The organism is Colwellia sp. PAMC 20917 (assembly GCF_001767295.1).
Classification (GTDB): domain Bacteria; phylum Pseudomonadota; class Gammaproteobacteria; order Enterobacterales; family Alteromonadaceae; genus Colwellia_A.
This window is the reverse complement of the sequence record NZ_CP014944.1, coordinates 3778014-3797482: the sequence shown is the minus strand read 5'-3', so window position 1 is coordinate 3797482 and position 19469 is coordinate 3778014. Positions and strand designations below refer to the sequence as shown.

Annotated in this window: 12 protein-coding genes; 1 reads left to right on the top strand and 11 read right to left on the bottom strand. The window is 37.6% G+C overall.

Features of this window, described 5'->3' with window-relative positions; all coding sequences use genetic code 11:
* Position 1 precedes the first annotated feature (1 nt).
* The 11 genes from A3Q34_RS16290 to A3Q34_RS16245 form a co-directional block, all read right to left on the bottom strand.
* Positions 2-1219 carry a FecR family protein gene (locus A3Q34_RS16290; protein ID WP_070376310.1) on the bottom strand — a complete coding sequence of 406 codons (1218 nt, stop codon included), beginning with the start codon at positions 1217-1219 and terminating at the stop codon, positions 2-4.
* Positions 1219-2556, bottom strand: coding sequence for a hypothetical protein (locus tag A3Q34_RS16285; RefSeq protein WP_070376309.1), 1338 nt, complete (start codon positions 2554-2556; stop codon positions 1219-1221). The genes A3Q34_RS16290 and A3Q34_RS16285 overlap by 1 nt, the downstream gene beginning before the upstream one ends.
* A 105-nt stretch (positions 2557-2661) precedes the next feature.
* Positions 2662-3951 (bottom strand): multiheme c-type cytochrome, encoded by a 1290-nt coding sequence (locus A3Q34_RS16280; RefSeq protein ID WP_070376308.1) that lies wholly within the window; start codon positions 3949-3951, stop codon positions 2662-2664.
* A gap of 4 nt (positions 3952-3955) precedes the next feature.
* The gene (locus tag A3Q34_RS16275; RefSeq protein WP_157471014.1) at positions 3956-7831 is read right to left on the bottom strand and encodes a hypothetical protein; all 3876 of its coding nucleotides are present in this window, start codon (positions 7829-7831) and stop codon (positions 3956-3958) included.
* Positions 7832-7850: 19 nt separating this feature from the next.
* Positions 7851-9668: a hypothetical protein gene (locus A3Q34_RS16270; RefSeq protein WP_070376306.1), complete on the bottom strand. Its 1818-nt coding sequence runs from the start codon at positions 9666-9668 to the stop codon at positions 7851-7853.
* Complete coding sequence (locus A3Q34_RS16265; protein WP_070376305.1) at positions 9658-11808, bottom strand: GlcG/HbpS family heme-binding protein; 2151 nt, start codon at positions 11806-11808, stop codon at positions 9658-9660. Before A3Q34_RS16265 ends, A3Q34_RS16270 begins: the two co-directional genes overlap by 11 nt.
* Positions 11798-13609, bottom strand: a complete 1812-nt coding sequence (locus tag A3Q34_RS16260; RefSeq protein ID WP_070376304.1) for a cytochrome c3 family protein — start codon at positions 13607-13609, stop codon at positions 11798-11800. Before A3Q34_RS16260 ends, A3Q34_RS16265 begins: the two co-directional genes overlap by 11 nt.
* Before the next feature lie 14 nt (positions 13610-13623).
* Complete coding sequence (locus tag A3Q34_RS16255) at positions 13624-14487, bottom strand: hypothetical protein (protein WP_070376303.1); 864 nt, start codon at positions 14485-14487, stop codon at positions 13624-13626.
* A gap of 1 nt (position 14488) precedes the next feature.
* The gene (locus A3Q34_RS16250) at positions 14489-16873 is read right to left on the bottom strand and encodes a cyclic nucleotide-binding domain-containing protein (RefSeq protein ID WP_070376302.1); all 2385 of its coding nucleotides are present in this window, start codon (positions 16871-16873) and stop codon (positions 14489-14491) included.
* A gap of 637 nt (positions 16874-17510) precedes the next feature.
* Entirely contained in the window at positions 17511-17702 is a 192-nt protein-coding gene (locus A3Q34_RS20960) for a hypothetical protein (protein WP_231907373.1), read from the bottom strand.
* A gap of 109 nt (positions 17703-17811) precedes the next feature.
* Positions 17812-18732, bottom strand: coding sequence for an RNA-guided endonuclease InsQ/TnpB family protein (locus A3Q34_RS16245; RefSeq protein WP_231907372.1), 921 nt, complete (start codon positions 18730-18732; stop codon positions 17812-17814).
* Positions 18733-18964: 232 nt separating this feature from the next.
* On the opposite strand from A3Q34_RS16245, the gene A3Q34_RS16240 reads away from it, so the two are divergent.
* A complete protein-coding gene (locus A3Q34_RS16240; protein WP_070376301.1) occupies positions 18965-19246 on the top strand; it encodes a hypothetical protein in 282 nt (93 codons plus the stop codon).
* Positions 19247-19469 lie beyond the last annotated feature (223 nt).

The window sequence follows — 19469 nt, the reverse complement described above, 5'->3', positions numbered from 1 at the left end:
CCTAGTACTTTGCTCTAATTAAGTAAGAACCATCAACTTCAACATCTCCGGTTTGTTCATGTAACTGGAAACCTCCAGAGACAGCATCTAAGCCAAAAAAATCGATAAAATTTGCTGAGATAATACCGTCAGCTAAATTATTGCCATGGCTAGCAAAGGTAATACCTACTTCTAAAAACACTGCGTCATTTTTAATGTGCATATTGCCATTAAACACAGCATTCCACGCATCAGAGCTACGATCATCATTGAATGACAATTGTCCATTTGAGATGCGCCCAGTATCAAAGTCAATCTCCATACCCGCTGTAAAATTTGACAAATTATAGTCAGAAATGACCGTTGCAGCTGAGTATTCGATAGTCCCTTGTTTAGCGGCCACCAATTCATAAGTATTTTGAGGTGCTAGTGAATTAAGTTCATCGTAACTGATGAACTCGGTATAGCCCTCTTCTATTGAGGATATGATCAATGCTGTGTTAATTTCTTCATAGGCTGACCTTTTTACGTCAACATTTGTAGCAGTATCATCATTAGTAGCAGTATCATCATTAGTAGATTTTTTAGTTATTTCTGTGGCTTTAGAACTCATACCTTGTTCAAAGATTTGTGGTGGCTCTATATAGGTAGTAACCACTCCTTCTTTATCAATGGCTGCATACGAATAATTCTCTCCTACGCCTAAGGACAGCATTGAGCCAGACTTAAGCCCAGTACTTAATAGCACATCTATTGCCCCGTCCCAAACGGCAATCCACACAGTGCCATTTAATAACTCAACTTCAAAGTGGGTACCACGAATACCAATACTACCTATTGGCGTTGTTAATTTATAATCGCCCTTCTCTGCTTTAATTGCGCCAGTAATTGAACGTAATCCTCCTTGCACTAAATCTAAAACTGCCGAATTTTTACCATTTTCACTGTTATATGTATACTCAGCAATGACCAATTCGGTATTTTCTTTCATCGCAATCATACTGCCATCTGTCATGCGAAGTTGTGTCTTACTTGATGCTCCAGTGGAAATAATATCATTTTCAAAAATAGAAGAACGTCGTTTTAAAGGACGTTTATTGACTTGTTCAGATGAACCTGCCTGAACTTCGCCTCGCGCAATCATGGTTTTCCCTACCTCGTCTGCGGCATTTGAACTGGATATGAATAGAGAAAAAAACATCACGTTCATGATAATTTTAATAGCGTTTAATATATTCATTAGAATTCATATTTCCATGTTAGGTTTATTTTTAAGCGGTCATATTCATAGATTTTCATCGCGGATAGATGACTATCAAGATTTTTAGCTTGATAGCTCAATTGTAGTTGTAAAATTTGCTGTTCAAGGCCTGTATAAATAAGTTCACTAGAGATAATTGCTAATGTTGCATCACTATAAACATCAAATAGCGGATTTGGTGCTTCATAATTTTGCTGTTCAAACATGATCATACTATTGCCATTAAGGTGATTAAAAATGGGATAACTAATTATGTAAGAAGCGCCTACTGCTGTTTTACTGTTATGATTTAACCCCTTTGTATTATCATCTTGATACCAATTAATGAGGAAAGTATGTTGATATTGAGCTTTAATGCGATAAAAAGCATTTATTTGCGTGTGATAAAAATCTAGGTCTTGATAAACAAAATGCTCAACCTTCGCTATAGAGGTGTTAAAACCATAGTTATTATTGTTTACCAGCTGCTGCCAGCCAAAATTAATAGCATTTTGGTTTCGATACTTATTACTTGAAAACCAAAGGGGGACAGTGCTTGCCCCTAGATACCATGATGATTCATTCATTAGTTGTCGTTCATACTTGACGGATAAATTCAGCATTTGACGATTATATTCACCATAAGAAAAATAGCTGTTATTTTGTACAGACAAATCAACTAATAGCGTTTGATATTGACTTAATGGGTATTGATAATTGACATGATAGCGCAATGCATAGGTAGCATCTGATGTTGCTTTTGATGAGTCGAACAAGGGAATTAAGGTACCATTCGCTAGGGTGATTTCGTCTTGTGAGCTACCACTGTTAATATTGCTATCAGAACCAACACTTAGCGCAATATCATGCGACCAGCTGCGTTTTCTAGCAACTAATTGTTTATTGACCCAACTCAGCTGAGTTTCAATCTGATTTCTTTGCTCATTCGTCAGTGACGTATTAATGGTTTCATTTGCTAATAGAGTATTCAATTCAACTATAGCACCGTATAAGTTATCCACTTTTTGATAACTTAATGCTAAATAATAACGACCATTAAAGGATGTAGGTTCTAGGATAACCACTCGTTCAAACGCGAAGACTGCTGCCTGATAATTTTCACTACCAAACGCAGCTAAACCCGCCAAAAAATCAAAGGCTAACTCGCCCGCTAATTCATCTGCTAATGATTCTGAATAACGGTATGCCTGACTATAATTTTTTTCTAATAAATATTTTTTTAACTGACTTAATTCAGTGTCATTCGCCGCAGAAACTAGCGAGCTAAAAAAAACCACCAAGCCAAACGCTGTTATTTTAATTACGCTGTTATTCATTAATTGTATTCTTCCATCTCGTCAATCATTAACTGATATTATCAGCCACTTTATCCATAGTACTTATTTAAAAACAATATACTTTTGTTAACAAATAGTAATATATCATTTTTTGGTTATGCGCTTATTTATTTCATTTAACTTTTGTGAAAACAATTGAGCATTGTACTTTTCATCATCCGCAACTATATCGAATAACTGAGAAATAGCGCTAGCAAAAACGCTTTTTTTACCGGTAAAGTCGAATAATAAATCGATCGCCATTACGGCTTGCTCTGCGGCAATATAATCAGAAAATTCACCATCTGCTCCTATAGTCACTATTTTATTTAGTAAAAAACTGGCAGATGCTTGCCTTTGGCTCAAACTTTGTGTTTCTAATGCATTTTGAATAGCGTCAATATCTTCCATTACCTTAGCGATAGCATATTGTAGTTGGCTTTTATTATTCAGGCCATTGCGTAGCTCAGTTAAATGTTGATGTAATGGCGTAAATAGCTCCGTACGTGAAGCGATAACCATCAGCATTTTAAAATTCCCATCATTTAAGCGCACTGTGCCCGGTTTAAAACCTTGTCCTTTGGTTGCTGTCCATTTCAGATCAGACATAGGATGATGGCAAGAGTGGCAGTCAAACAGAGATAATTCTGGAAATAGCCCATTATTGTTGATCAATTTACTCTCAATTAACCTTAGCGTTGATTTACTGGCTTCAAGCTGGCCATAAACCCAAGTTACATAACTATCACCGGACCATTTTTGTGTTCTATAGTCCTCATCTACAACATAGTGTAAAGGTTGTAAAATCCCAAAAGTGTCTAATTCAAACGCTAGTCTAGGGTGACCGGCCCCCATAATATCGTGAGTGGCTTGTTTATTTTTATTCCCTAAGTGGCAAGATAAACAAAGCCTTGCACGTTGTTTAGGTTTATCTGTTGGAAATAATCCGTCAGACAAAGTAGATTCTCGGCTTACCGTTGAAGATGTATGACTACTGATATAGTTCTGAGCACCGCCGTGACAAGACTCACAACCGACACCATCACTTATCTGAAATTTTTCACCTTGTAATTCTGCTTTAACATTATCACTATGACAATCCAAACAAATACCTGCTTTAGCGGCATTATCAAGTCCCAATTTTGCGGCTATATTTTTTGACTCTGCTGATAAAAGCGTTTGATAAGCTTGTGAGTGAGCATCTTCACGACTCCAGATAATATATTCATTTTGTAATACATCGCTACCTTGACGAGGAACAACAGAACCATGACACATACTCGCAGCGCAACTTGCGACTCCAAGATGAACATTTTTATCTTGTTGAGGTAACTCTGCGGCACTTATCGTAAATAAGATACAAAAATTAATTATACTAAATAATAATATTTTCAATGGGTTATTCCTCATGCTCAGCTGGAGGTAATACTACCTTGTCGACAGGTTGTTCAATTGTGTTATTCGGCAACACTTGCTTTTTTGGGATAACTAAAGCCGGTGTTGCAACACCGAAATGTGTTTTATCCGCCATAGAATCAAGCATATCTTTAACAAACCACGGTTTGCCCTTTTTATCTAAATATAAACCTTTCATATCTTTTTCAGTCAAAGGACCTGATCCCAATCGGCTAAATACTGCAATTTGCCCACCGGTTTCATCAACAGCACGATCCCTCTCTAAACCTCTAGACAATGATAAAGCCTTTGATGTTGTCGGATACCATGAGACAAATTCAGGTTTAGGGTCTGGACTAAAGCCGTAAAATCTGGGCTGTGAATCTGGTGAAGTTAATTGTATGACCTTCAAGCCTGAATCACCATCAGCAACATAAGCAAATAACGATGCATTTGTTGTTGCAATAACAACATCTTGTGCGTCTTTTATTTTCCCTTCAGCATTATATATTTGATATGTTTTCATCAATTGAGGTTGATTAATATCAACAATAACTAAGCCCTCTTTTCCTGCGGCTACATAAGCAAACGTTCTAGAGACAAATACACGATTAGCATCTTTAAGCTTAATGGTATTATCTTTAACAATAAACGCATTTTGTGGTGAGGTAATATCAATTGCCTTTAACCCATCATCATCGGTGACAAACAGGTATCTAAATTGTTGAGCAACAGAGTGACCATTATTTAATGCCACGGTGATAAGATGTTTAGGTGTTAATGGATCATCTAAGTCTAAAATAACTAAGCCTGCATCAGCGATAATGTAAACATAACGACCACCAATGGTTAAGTGTCGTGCTCCTTTTAATATATCGTTTTCATTCCACGTTAACGCTCTAGTTAAAAAATTATTTCGTGGTTCACCGTCCATTAAAGTATCAATATTGGTTAATATCAAACCTTCATTAGCATCGGTTATTAACGCGTAGTTATAAATAGGATGGAACGGTTTTTCTTGGTTAGTGATCCGCATTAAATCACCTTGATTTCGCTCAGGAGCAACGGGTTGAGTTGTAACAAGAGAAACACAAGTGGCATTAGCACTTTTAATATTTGTATCTTGGCCTAATAAAGTCGTTGGTGCGGTGATGATCCGCTGACTCACGCCTTTATTAGCAATTGAAGCAACATCATAGACTACCAGACCTTCTTTTCCTGCTGCTGCAAATAAGTATTCACCTCGCAACTGCAAACAATTGATAGCACCTGCGTTATGTTCATAACCTATTTTTAACTCTCTATCGTTATCTAAATGTTGTTGATAAAAATCAGGATAAACATATTTATGTAAGAAGCTGCCTTTCATTGCCTGTGGCTCTTCCCATTCTGTCACTTGTACTGCTTCTACCGATTTATCTGCACCTACATAAGCATGAAAGCCAATAAAATCAATAAAGTCAGTACCTAAGCCTAATGTTTGGGCAAATATGGCATTATTGTCAGCATCTTCGGATAAATGACAATCACTACATTCACGTGTTTCTTCTTTTCTGACGGTATGAGCAAAGTGAGGGTTCATCGCTTGAGAGCTATAACCGCTTGCGGATATAGGTGGCTGTTGCACATATATTTTTTCACGATTTGAATTGGTCGATGATAATACCAAGGCCGAAGTTGACCTTAATGGTGCTATTTTTCCACCATTAATTTTACCTCGGCGTCCCAGCATAAATATTTGGTCTCGTACCACTTGAGGGTTATAACTGGCGTAATTTCTTGATTCACCGCCCTCGTAATGCTTATTTTCTGTTTTCCAGTTAGCTTCTATCGGCAAATGACAACCACCACAGCTGGTTGTCCAAGACTGATGACATGAATAACATTCCATTTCATCATTATTATGGGCTAACATCTCTGGTGTAACATCTAAGCCAAAATGTTGATCAATGGGATCTTTTTCCATTGTTTTTGCACGAGCAGCTTTAGCGTTATATTCTTTATGCTTTGGGTCAACTACATCTTTTAATAAGCTTAACTTCCACTCTAATTCCGGCCAGATTAAACTCCGTTGATATAATCCGTCGTCCTTCCATAAAAATCTTTTTTGGCCATCAGGGTTACGTATTAATGATAAATCAGTACCGCCTGGGGGCGCAGCAGGACCAGATGTTTTTAAATTAGGATATTTAGACACTGTACCATGACAATCGACACAATCTATTTCAACTGCACCGGCGACTTCACCATAAACATGCCCATTACCATGATTGTCTTGTGAATAGTGACAATCTACACAGTGCATACCTACATCTAGATGAACAGATGACATATGCACGGCTTTATCAAATTTCTTTGGGTCATCTGGCTCTACAATTTTATTTTCTTTATCGAGTAAATTACCTTTACGGTCTTTTTTAAATACCGCTCTAAAATTCCAACCATGACCATGATAATCAGCAAATTGGGTATTCTTCATTTGATCATTTTTAGTCCAGACATCACGTAAAAAAGTTTGGTTCGACCATAAACCTCTTACCGCAGCACCTTCAGGGTTGGTTTCCATTACTTTAAATTTTTCTTCATGCGTAGGATAACGTTGTTCTTTGGGGAACATATTTGGTGCATCAGCTTCATAATCCCACATGGTGTAACCTAAAAAGGTATTCACAAACATATTAGGTTGATGCATATGACATGACATACATTGTGCAGTAGGAATTGCTCGCGTAAAAACGTGTTTTAATGGATGACCATCTTCATTTTTAGGTATCGTGGGATCAATAGTTTGCGATTGACCGCTATTACCGTATTGTGCATAAGGCCCTGAATGACGTGGTTCTCTATCATTTGCATAAACAACATGGCATGAACCACAGCCTGAAGTTCTAAAATCACCCGGATTATCGTTAGTACCTAAAAACCACATTAACGGATCATTTAAACGTGTCTTATGTGCATTGAGTAATGGAACTGAAATTCGGCCGCCGGTACCAGGGCCTCGATTTGATTGCTTAATATCAGGTCTACCCGGCTCTTCAATACGTTGTAAAAGTCCAAGTGAATTTGGTAATCCAGTTTCTGGGAATACGTTCGATATATTACGACCACCACGTTCAAATACTCTAAAAATATCGCCAGGAGGTACATTTTGCCATGTTGGCAATGGGTAAAGGATAGGTAAAACACCATGGTTTTTCGTTGCTTCTTCACTATTTTCTATAGGAGGTCCCGCAATTGCGGTTGGCTCGCCTTCACGAGTATAAGCTTCACCTAAAATATAATTTTTAAACGGTAAAATATTATTCGCGTAAGACGCAGCGCCAAATAGCATGGCTCCTGTCGCCATAAGACTACGTTTTGCTGCCTGTACCGTAGGTAGATGACAAGCGCCACAAGCTTCTTCCGCGATTCGTAAGTCAGAAGGATTAACAAAACGCACATATTCTGCTGCATCTCTGTTGAGCAGTGTATAACTAGCTTTGGGGTTAGCACTTGAAGGAAAATTCCAATCTTGTGGGTAACTTGGTAATACATGCGCTTGTTTCAAACTTGCCAAATATTCTTTATCTTCTTTCTTAGCTTTAAAAGGCTTTGTAATATTTGCATCACCGCCATGGCAATCAGTACAACCTAATATCACCCCTGGACTAGCATGCATCGACAAACTGTCTGTATCTGTATGACAACTTAAGCAACCAGTACTTTTAATAAGCGCCTGTTCTGGCGTCTGAGTTTTAGGTGCAGGCGGCGTAAAGCTATAATCCACAGCTACTTTATGATGTTTTTCTGATGAAAAAACTTTAAAAGAGGTTAAAGAAAAACTGGTAAATAAAATACCTGTTAAACAAAAAATTAGTGATAGATGTTTCAATGTCATTTTACAATTCATATATATCTTAATAAGTAATAATTAGGTTGAATAGTACAGAATATGGAAGGCTGTACTCACTACCATAAAGTTGGTCGAAACCTTTTCCAGGAACCAGTGCTGCTAAAGATAAGCGGGCAACGATGTTTTGTGATTGATAGGGTCTCCAGATCAAAGAAGTTGAAATATCTTGACCCAAGTTTTTATTTATTGACGATTGTTGCCTTAAACTTTCTAAAACATGGGTATCATCAAACCATAATTGATTCAGGTTCATAGATACTCGTAGTTCAGGTAAAATATCGGCGTCAAAACCAACACCAATCATGCGTAAACCTGGATTAATAAAGTTTGATTGTCCCTGCTCTTTACTCGATTTTAAAGAAGGAAGAATGCCATTACGACCTGACAATGAAACTCCACCACCACCAATTAAGGGGACATTCTGTCTAATAAAGAAGCTGGTATCCGCTCCAGCAAATTGGGGGTTTTCGAAAATCGCATCAAAACCTTTTGCGGTATTATCAAACGGATCATCATCTCCTGAAGCCCATAACAATGAAAGTTTTGGTCTAAACCAATCAAAGTCTACAGATAGCTCTGACGCAAGAAAATAAGCCTCTATACCATCCTTTTGATCACGATAACGACTACTGGTTTGCTCACCTACTGCATAATAAGCAGAAGCGCTAACATTTAATCGTCCAAAATGGCCATCACCACTGTAACCTAAATAAGTTACATCGTAATCTCGTGAAAAACGCTCTTCGAATAATGAGGCTGGGCGAGTTATAAACCCATTCTGATCATATTCAACTTGTCCTTTCTCTCGGTTACGATTGTAAGTAACACTGGCTTGAGAAACAAAGCCAAGAACCGGAAAGTCTTGCCAGTATAAATTGGCAGTGTAAACATCATCATCTCTTAAACGTTGTGATATATCATTTAAGCCACTGTTAGTATCTTTTTCTAAACGTCTAAACCAAGCAATATTATATTGAAAGATATTATTGTCTCGATTGCCAAATAATCGAATCCCCAATTGTGAATCTTGAAATAAAAAGCCTCTAAAATCAGACGAAAATGGCTGAATACCTACTCGTAAACTATCAAAATCAAAGCGTTCTGAGACATTACGTAAATGTTTATCAAAAAAGGCTGCTTGAATTCCTAAAAATTTATCAGTGCGTTTTTGTCCTTCGTTACTTGAAATTGAAGGATTAATATTAAGTAAGCCGCGTTCTTCAAAATTTACTTGATTGAAATTAAATACGGTGGTTAAACGGAATTCGTAATCTGGTGGGCGAAATGTTGTGTCTCCTTGATAAAGTACCTGTTCTACTATAAAACTTTGGCTAAATACAGACCCCTCACCTGAGCCGATTGTGTCGAGTGTGTCTGGTCTGCTAGTAGTGGCTACGCCAACGGGTACAGGGAAATTACGAGGTTCCACCACGGTGTCTGATACAGCAATTAAATTATAAAACCAATCTTTACCCCAAATAGGTAGGTCACCTTTTAGAGGGTTATGTCCACTATAAGGATCCCATAAATTAGTATTTATTCCTATCGCTTCAACAATACGCCATCGGTCTGGCATTATAGGACCTAATGGAATGGTATCATGCCAAGGTTTAAGTTTTTTATCATCGTCACACGGACGTAATTGATATTCATCGACGGCATGACCTGGACGTTTTCTTTCTGCCTTAACCACCCCTTCTCCGCAGAGTAAATAAGCAGGGATGATTGCTGGTTGCTCATTTTCTTGCTTTTCTGCAGCCTCTACAATATGACTAGTAGATAATCCTAGATATAAAAACAACCCGTAATATTTAAAGTCCATTACACACTTCCGCATCATTGGTGTTTAGAAATGGTGCTTGTGGACAATTAACATAACGTAATCTGATTGATTGGTTTGGAATATCTATTTTATCAGCGCGTATTGCTTTTGGCGCATTATTTAAGGTGTTCCCTAAAGCCAAACCTGCTTGATGAACAGCCAGAAATGAAATCATATCATCTTGGTCAATACCGTCACCTGAGACTCCTATACCACCAACTAATATATCCCCTCGATAAATAGGAACACTACCCGGAAATATTTGAATGCCATTAGCTAGACCTTTAATTTTATTGTCGTTAGTAAATGCAGCATCATCTGCTAAGCCAGTATTTCCAGTACAGTTGTGATCAACATCCGGAACTACGCCCAGCACAAAAGCAACATGCTGGATCAGCGCGTTATAAACTAAATCTGATTGTAATCCAACATTAAAAACACTCCACTGGCCAGAAGGTTTACTTAGCGGCCCAGGAGGCCCTACTACCGGACCATCAGGAAAATTAGGTCTTGATAAGTTCCCACCAGCACGATCAGAAAAGGCAGTAAAGTCGCCATAGGTTTCTAATGCACCGGCTAGCCCTATAAATTGTTGTAGGTCTGAGACATAATCTGAAAAATTAATATTAGGCGTTGCTAGTAAGGATAAGCCTGCACTTAAGTCAACTGGTTCTGCCACAGCATCGAGATATACTGGAGAAGGCAATTGCCTAAGTAAATCAGCTGGTGCATTAGTTAATTTGCCTGTACTAGAGAAAAATACCGCTGTACGTGCTTTTTGTAGTGATACATCCGAACCAAATACTGGTGCATCTCGAGTTCTTGCCATACCAAGAATAGCCCCTTGCGTATCAACAACAGAGATTGAAACTCGCGCTTGGCTGCCATTAGGCTGCCTAATTTGCGCACGGCTCTTATTTGCGATTGCGATAGCCTGATTTAAAATCTCCTGGACCTCTGTTTTGGTTAATTGTTTACTAACATCTCCGTTAGGTAGATCGTTTGCCGAACGTGCTTCAAAACGATTAGTATCATTGGCATCTGTAAAAATAAACGCATCAAGACTTTCCCCTTGATTGTCTTTAAACACTAAGGGATCTGCAGGTAGAATACCAGAACCACTGTAACCAAAGGCCACACCATTTAAGGCTATTCTATTTACATTATTTAGCGCAGATAGGTCAGCAACACCACCATCGTAATAGCCCGCAACAGCAACTAAATTGCCGACATCATTGTTAATAGTGTTAAAATTGTCTGCCGATTGACTGATAAGATCACTTATAAAAGCATCACTAAATCGTGCTGTTTTTCCGACAATAGTAATGACATCACCCCGGCGTGTTAAGGGTGCTGCAAAACCAACGGTACCCGCTAAGGCAATAACCTCATCATTATCTAAATCAAAACCACTAATATCTTTATCTAAGCCATAAATTCCATCAGAAATAACACCGATAGCACCAACTGGTGTACCTGATTTATACAAGGGAAAACCACCGGGATCAGCAGATAAACCAAGAGGAGAACGACGAGGGCCTGCACTGGGTAAATTTAAAGGGCTAAACCTCAGGCTAAAATCACTACAGGCTAACTGGCTAAATTGCACACCAAATAAAGGGCCAGATGGAGTATTATTTTCACCTGGATTAAAGTTTTCTTGAATAATTTGGCTTGCAGTTCGGGTGCTGAAGGCATTCCCTTCAGACGATATAAATGCAGCTGTAATGGCTTTTGATATAGCAACCATAGTATCAGGGATAATGTTGACATTTTCTAAGCCACCAGACACTTTAGCTAATAAAGTATTTGCGGTTGAACTGATCGTGACAAATTCCTTGGCCCCGTTCATCCTAAAAACGGCAAGTACATTACCTAGTCGATCAGTAACTGCTAAGGTCGCTTTAAGTTGACGTGATGTTGCCTCCGCAACGGCTTGGCTAATAATTTTCTCAACATCTTTATCAGTCAAAAATGAGTCGACCGAAGCACAATGTCCTATGCACCCTTGGCCATTAATATCAATTACAGCACTCTGGTCTACAGACGAATTCTCAAGGGTATTTCCTGCCTCACCTCCACAGCTTGATAGCAGGATAAATAAAGATAAACTCAATAATAAATGAAGCTTAATGCTCATTTTTCATTTGCTCCACAGTCTTATTAAATTCATGGTTATAATTTTTTTGACCAAATAAATGCTCTTTGGCCTTATGAAATCCATGGCAATCAATACAGGTATTAGGAATTAGATTTTCGCTTTCAACACCCCCATGACAATCTCGACAATTTTCAATATCCGGAATAAGTACATCCGAACTGAGCTCCGACGAAGACGCGTTATGACAATCTAAACAGACCATTGTTTGATGACTATCATGTGTAAAGTCGGCCTTTGGTAACCATCGTTTAGTTAAAACGACTGGTTCAACTTGCCAAGGAATATCATTAGATTCGTCTTTAGTGACAACATGACAAACATCACACGCTTGTCGTTCAAATATATCAATTGCAGCTTGATTAGCTCTACTTTCCGCCCAAACTAAGGCATCTGTTCTTACTGTTTGTTTAGTCAGTTTTTCAATAGAGGCAATTGTTTGGCTATTTAATGATTGTTCAAATTCTGTTCGAAGCCTTTCATCGCGTCCTGGTCGTCTCACTTTACGGACAGTAAATAGATCCCCTGCTTTTACAATAGAATCATCGAGATCATTATTAAGGTTTTGATAGATAAATCTAAACGCGTAATATTCTCTCATCATCATCACAACATCTGCAGGCGAGCCATGTGGAACAACTCGCTGCGGATCTTCTGGATCAAAGGTTAATTGATGACAACTTTGACAATTTTTTTCCATGGTAATGGGTTTCATTGCCATGCCATTGGTTTCTGGTTCATGACAACTATTACAAGCTAATTGTACATCTCCGGTAGCCGATTTTATCCCTTTTGGGTCCATGTGCAGTTTATGCGGAAACTTTAAATTGGATTTTTCAGTTATTTTATTATCGTTAAGTAAGTGTCGCTCTGTTTGCCATGAGGTGATTTTTCTATTTGCTATAATCGGTTTTAACATACTCACACTAAACGCGGGATGATGACCTTCAAAATCAGTGGCTGAACCATATTCTCTATTATTTCGTTTATCTTGACTTATATTTACATGACAGTTCACACATATTTGTTGTGAATAATCACTTAATACCTCTTTACTATTATGCTCTTTATGACAACTTGTACATTGATTTAATGGCGAAAAATCAGCTGTAATATTAATTTCTGCCACATGTTGTTTTATTGTTGTGTGACAAGATAGGCAAGCCTCGTTTGTTGTTGGCTCAAATGCATTCACGTGACATTGACTACAGTCGTCACCCATAAATTTATGAGGTTTTATCAAATCGCCGGCAAGCCATTGCCCATCCGATGGCAAAGAACTTTCTCTAAGCGTCTCCATCCATGATGGCGATAAAACACCCGATATCGGCAACGCTAAACATAAAATAAAAATCAGTGAAAACAGTAACCAACTCCAGCTTCGTTTATGTAAATTTAAATCATTAAAATTGACTTGATAACGATTTTGCAGAGGCTCTTGTTTTACTGTGCTTAATGTTACCTCTACAACAAAGGCACAACCTTTATCACCAGGTAGTAATGTGATTTTATGACCAGAAATTTCAATAGTGTCGCCAACACTGACCATACATTTTTTAACCATCTGTCCGTTAAATAAAACGTACTTACCAGTAGAGGCGCTAATTTTACAACCATCGTTATAGGCTGTTAATTTTGCATGAGCTAAAGCAACCCTCTGATCGGGTAGCAATATATGTTGATTGGTACCGCGACCAATAAGTAAGGTATCACCTTCTACAAATACATCTTCTGTAGTTTGGCCTTGCCCTTGTTTTTTTAAATGTCTGATCAGTAATTTCATTATCTTTCCTCACATTACCAATAGATAAATACTGATAGAATATGTGCCAGTAAAGCTGCTAATAACGCGAATGAGATTGGCACATGTATAAATAACCATAATTTTAGTAATGCATCGGTTTTAATGTGATGACGTAATATTTTCAATGACTTTTTTCTGCTACCAAATAAGTCAATTATTTGCTTAAGTTGGGTAGCACTTTGCTGATCAGTAACCTTCGCTAATTCTGTTACTAATAAATGGATAACCGTAGACTGGTTTTCGTTGTTATTCAATTTACCGTCAACTAATAAACAAGATCTGTCTTTAGCACTTAACTGATTAAAAACATTGCCACCAATTTCAGTACGTTCAATCGCACTATTGATCATCAACATCATTTTTTCTGGTAACTTTTTAGATAATTTAATTATTTGGCGATCAACATCTTCAATTAATAAATAGTACTCTTCTGCAGATATTGTCTTAAGATTTTCTCTTTTTTTAATAGGTAGGTATACATAACTCCATGCCCCATAAAAACCACTAAAAATAGCGATACACATTAAAAAATACGCGAGAGTATGAACATTTACACCAAATTGAAAACCTGTATGCAAGGTAGCTAGAATAAGTAGACCACTACCTAAATAAACATGAGCAGATAACCAGCCTTTAACTGTCCCTAAAGTTGAGAAATAATCTCGTTTTCTGCGACCAAAATACATTAACCAAACAATCAGTAATGCTGAAATAGTGCCAATAGTATAACCAAACCATGTGCCACCATTTTTTGGTTGTCCGGGTTCATGTAATACATAAATAATTGACATAATAATCGTTAATATAAAGGTGATTTTTAAATAACGACCATTAGCGTACGAGAGAAATTGATCCATTTTATAAATTTACCACTTTAATAAAATTTTCAGGGCTGATTCTGTTAGCCGCACCCGTTGGACAAGCACGAACACAGGCCGCTCCACCCTCGATATCCTTACACATGTCACACTTAACAGCTTTTTTGATGTTATCCCCATCTTTTACTTTATTATCACCAGGTTTTTCCCCTGCATTGAAAAACATCCAAGGCCAAAAGTTAGTGTTTTTTTCTTTAGGGTATTCCATTTGAATAACACCATAAGGACAATTTCGTTCACAATTACCACAACCTATACAGCTGTCGTCAATAAAAACTTCCCCACCAAGACCACCTCGATGTATTGCATCCGGGGGGCAATCTTTCATACAACTAGGGTCTTCACAATGGCGACATGATGTAGGTACGTGAACATGAGCAAATGTAGGCCCAGCTTTACGGTTTAAACGTGAAGTTCCACCGTGGGTTGCTGCACATGCGGTTTCACAGTTATCGCAGCCAACACACGTATCTTCATTGATCAATAAAACATCTGTAGCTTCGCCCAAACCTTGTTGCATCAAAAATGATAAAATATCACCTGTTTCACTGTCTGATTCAAGCTTGGTATTTTCTAGATGGCGTTTTTGTACCTCAAGCTCCATGGTTTCACGTAAGGTTGGTGATTTTGCTAACAAATCGTTAAATGAATCACTGTCTATAGAAATTGTTTCAGTTTTAACGGTAGCTGTAATGGTTGCCGACCTAACGGTATTACCTAATAGTCCCATTTCACCAACAACATTGTTTGCCGCCACGTAGGTCATCGGAATATCTTTGTCGCCAACTTTTTTTGATACCGTAACAGAACCATTTCTAATAACATGTAAACAGTTTGCTTCATCTCCCTCTGAAAATAACACTTCATTAGCGCGATACTGGTTAAGCTTTGCTTTTTTTGCAATGGGTTGTAGTTGTTCAATCGGTACTTTTGGGGCAAACTTTTCTTGTATAATACGCACAATAAAAGTCTCATCTAATACCCTTTTAACGGCATCAACAGATGTAATGAGCTTAATCATGGTTCGACGAGGTGTTTCAATTACGATACACGATTCACCAGCCAAAACCGTCGCAGAACGTCGTCGACCTGAGATTAAACTCATTTCTCCAAAGAAATTACCTTGTGTGCTTTTTATTACCCTATCACCAATGACAATATTTACCTCACCTTGCAAAATGGTGTAAAAACTATTGGTATAATCATTTTTCTTAAAAATTTCTTTATTAGGCTCAAATACATGCACTTGGCTATCAAGCATTAACTCTCTAAAAGATAAAGCCGATAATGGTGTAAATACTGGAATGTCTGTTTGCATCTTAGAAAGTATTTGATCAACATCCATATCAAACGGTAAATGTTCGAGCTTACTTTCTAATAAAGGATGATCAGCAGGATTAATGTCGTTGCCGAGTATATATTCAACAACTTCGTAGCCTTGATTCATGGCTTGTTTAATTAATGGATAACCGCCTAGTGCACCAATAACATACATACCAGCTACATTTGATTCATACTTAGCAGATAAAACAGGAATAGAATTTGGATCACTGTTTGGAAATTCGATGCCAAAAGATTCAACTAAAGCTCGCGGGGGAATTGCACCTAAACGTGCAATGATTCTATCAACGGGTACGCTAATTTCACCCGACGCTGTTTTTAATACAAATACCCCAGGTTTTTCTTGGTCTGGTGTTAATTCAACACAGTGAGGATTGGTATTATAACAACATTCAACATCGCCACTATCAATTGCTGCAGTAATTAAATTTAAATTACCTTCTTTGGCTCTAGCAAATTCATCACGTCGATTAACAATATAAACTTTATTATTTTTAGCTAATACAACCGCATTTTCTATAGCAGCATCACCAGCACCTACAATAACAATGGTTTCATTATTATGATCATCAGGGTTATCAAGTGTATATTGGACAAAATCAGCATCATCACCTGTAACCCCAAGTTTTCTGGGGTTACCCTGCACGCCAATGCCAAGAATAATAAATTCTGCTTTTATTACATCGCCATTGGCAAGAGTAATTGTGTAATCACCCTTTTGCCCATCAATATTGACGACTGCAGCATTATATTTAAGATTAACTTTGTTTTGTAAAAGCCCTTGTAGCCATTCGTCTAGAATAGTTTCTCTTTTACCGGCTTCAAATGCGATAGGACTTCGTAAAGGTAGAATGCTAGGCTCAGCCATAACATGTTTACCTTTTTGGTATTTTTGAATGGTATTAGCAATCTTGGGACTAGCTTCTAATAAAACATGCGATATATTAAGCTCTGCGGCATGTGCAGCTGCACTTATTCCACCAGGTCCGGCACCAATTACGACAATTTTATATTGCTCAGTCAAAATTCCAACCCTTTGTAAAGTATTTTGTAAGTCCCATTTTTCAATATAAATTGTCGAGATGCTTAATTTATATCACTTTTATCAATTATCTTACAGAGTTTCAGAATAAATCAATATGAATAACTCATTTTCAAATATATACACATCCTATTTCAGGATACAGAAACGAGTGTTTGAAAATTGTCATTACTCCTACTTTGAAGAAAAACCTCTATTTCAGGTAAATTCATATCAAAGTAATGGTCAATACTTTATCTAAAATCTTTAGTCATTGTAAATATACATTATTCCTAGCATGCTAATTGCTAAATATTATACTACTTAAATATTTTATTCTGTATACATTTATACTTTGGAGGAAACTGTTCCGGTCAAGCGGCAAAAGACACCTTTATTGTAGACTGTCAAACTCAATTGGATAACTGCAATGCACTACACAGAAGTATTGTGAATTAGCCTCTTTGCATATAAAAGCTTGTCTCCCCCGGAAACACTTTAAGCTTATTTTTGAATATATGTTAAAAAGGTCCCTAACACGTTCCTAAGTATTGTAAAGATGTCACTCTCAGATCAACTCCGTACACTGTGAACTACTCGGCACTAAAGTACCGAGCTTCTGCAATTTAGCTTTTAACGGCTAGGCTGCTTCTTTTTTCTCAGTTCCCACACCAAACTTTGATTGCTCAAAGACTTTTATTTTAGAAGGTGATTTCTGCTGAGCTTTGGGCAACGCCCTAACTAATATCCCATTAGCTATTAACTCTTTTTCGCCTGTGTCTGCCACTGATTTAGCCGCAGACAAATATCTGCACTGTGCCGCAGCTTTCACACGCGAAATTTCTCACACTCAAATCGAATTTATGCTCATGTTTGCATTCGCAACAAATGCCTGACGATTTCACATATCGACCTATTTCATGGTACACAGCACCCTTTAATTAAGCCTTGTACTGGGTTAACGCTGTGACCATACCCATCACATTATCCTTCACCATCTGACCATTAAACTGCTGCATTCCTTTCACGTTTAAATCCTCAAACACGATGATATCACTGGTCTTGGCTATCGAACATGATACTTCGTGAGCAAACGCTAAGCGTTGGCGAGAGATTTTTCCGTGAAGTTTATTTAAGCGTGTTTTTGTTTTGTGCCAGCGAGTAGAGCCTTTCTTTCGACGGCTCAACTGGACTTGAATTTGCTTTAATTTGGTTGAAGATTTTTTGAAAGCTTTCGGGTTTTTAACGTACCACCCATTTGAACCAACGACGGTGTGTTGGCTGTTGATATCATAACCTACAAGTGTCGATAGCACTTGCTTTGCACTTTTGCACTCAACTTCTTGAGTGAGTGAAACATACCATTTTCCGTGCTTAAATTGCACCGTAGCTGTTTTGATTTTACTGGATAGTTTTCGATGAAAAACAATCGGTACTTTACCAACTTTAGGAATGCTGATAGCGCCATTTTCTATGCGAATACAATTTGAATTATTAACACAACGAAAGCTATCATCGTGAAGCTTTTTTTGTTTAAAGCTCTCTTTGAAAGTAGGAAACTGCTGCAATCGACCTTTTGTGAATGCGTTTTTTAAAGCCGCTTCCAAATCACGAGCTACTTGCTGTGAAGCTGAAGAATCAAAGGCTTTGAGCCAAGAGAATTCGTCGAACTTTTTCAAGTCACGAATTAACCCCGCCATTTCATAGTAAAACAAAAACGTTTTATCATAGCGATATCGACGTATATTTTCAGACAGCAACAAGTTCCACAGCCCACGAGCATATGAGCCAAACACTACGAGTTTAACTTCTTGCTCTACTGTTGGCTTGAGCCGGTAATTGTATCTGAGCGTCCTTTTCATATACTGTATAGGTACTGTATAAGCATAGGTTGTCAAGAAATTATGGATTCATCTCGGCACTAAAGTACCGAGTTTTCTCGACGGTGCTGATAAAATTGGGCAGAAGATAATCACTAGAATATAGTTAAGATATATGCAGACGCAGATAGCTCTGCTTTAAATGACCGCGAAAGCAGTTTAATCAAATGTTTTCTGATATTGAGTAGGTTTTATTAATATCGACTGTATCGCTGTGTACGACTCTTCACGGTTTTCTAGAAATGAAGCTACGCGACACAATGCGGAAAGACTATTACAGAAAAATGGTGTATTGCTTTTTCCATATTTTTATACAACACCAGAAGATGTTGATGATGCTTTTATACAAAAAAGCATTAACGGACTATTTAATGAAAGCTTTAGCCGTAAAACAAGTAAGCGCTCTCTATTAAAACTTAATGACATAGCCACTCAAGGATTATTTACAGGAGGGGGTCCCCCTTTTGGTTATCAATCAATTGCCGTCCCAAGTTAAACTGTTGATAAAAAAACTCTTTATATAGAGCCCAATAATGCTGAAATAATAAAGCTAACTTATTCTTTAGCAAGCTCAGGTGTTTTCGGAACTTCTTACGGTGTAAAAAGAATAGCTACTTATTGAAATGAAACAAACATATTAAAAAACAATAAAAAGTTGTCACCAAATGAGATCCATAGAATATTAACGAATACCGTTTACTTTGGTCGTAGAGAGTAAG

Bases quoted from the DNA above. Each gene is read 5' to 3' on its own strand.
- A3Q34_RS16290 (WP_070376310.1), bottom strand. From the start codon at position 1,219: ATGAATATATTAAACGCTATTAAAATTATCATGAACGTGATGTTTTTT.
- A3Q34_RS16285 (WP_070376309.1), bottom strand. From the start codon at position 2,556: ATGAATAACAGCGTAATTAAAATAACAGCGTTTGGCTTGGTGGTTTTT.
- A3Q34_RS16275 (WP_157471014.1), bottom strand. From the start codon at position 7,831: ATGACATTGAAACATCTATCACTAATTTTTTGTTTAACAGGTATTTTA.
- A3Q34_RS16270 (WP_070376306.1), bottom strand. From the start codon at position 9,668: ATGGACTTTAAATATTACGGGTTGTTTTTATATCTAGGATTATCTACT.
- A3Q34_RS16265 (WP_070376305.1), bottom strand. From the start codon at position 11,808: ATGAGCATTAAGCTTCATTTATTATTGAGTTTATCTTTATTTATCCTG.
- A3Q34_RS16260 (WP_070376304.1), bottom strand. From the start codon at position 13,609: ATGAAATTACTGATCAGACATTTAAAAAAACAAGGGCAAGGCCAAACT.
- A3Q34_RS16255 (WP_070376303.1), bottom strand. From the start codon at position 14,487: ATGGATCAATTTCTCTCGTACGCTAATGGTCGTTATTTAAAAATCACC.
- A3Q34_RS16245 (WP_231907372.1), bottom strand. From the start codon at position 18,732: ATGAAAAGGACGCTCAGATACAATTACCGGCTCAAGCCAACAGTAGAG.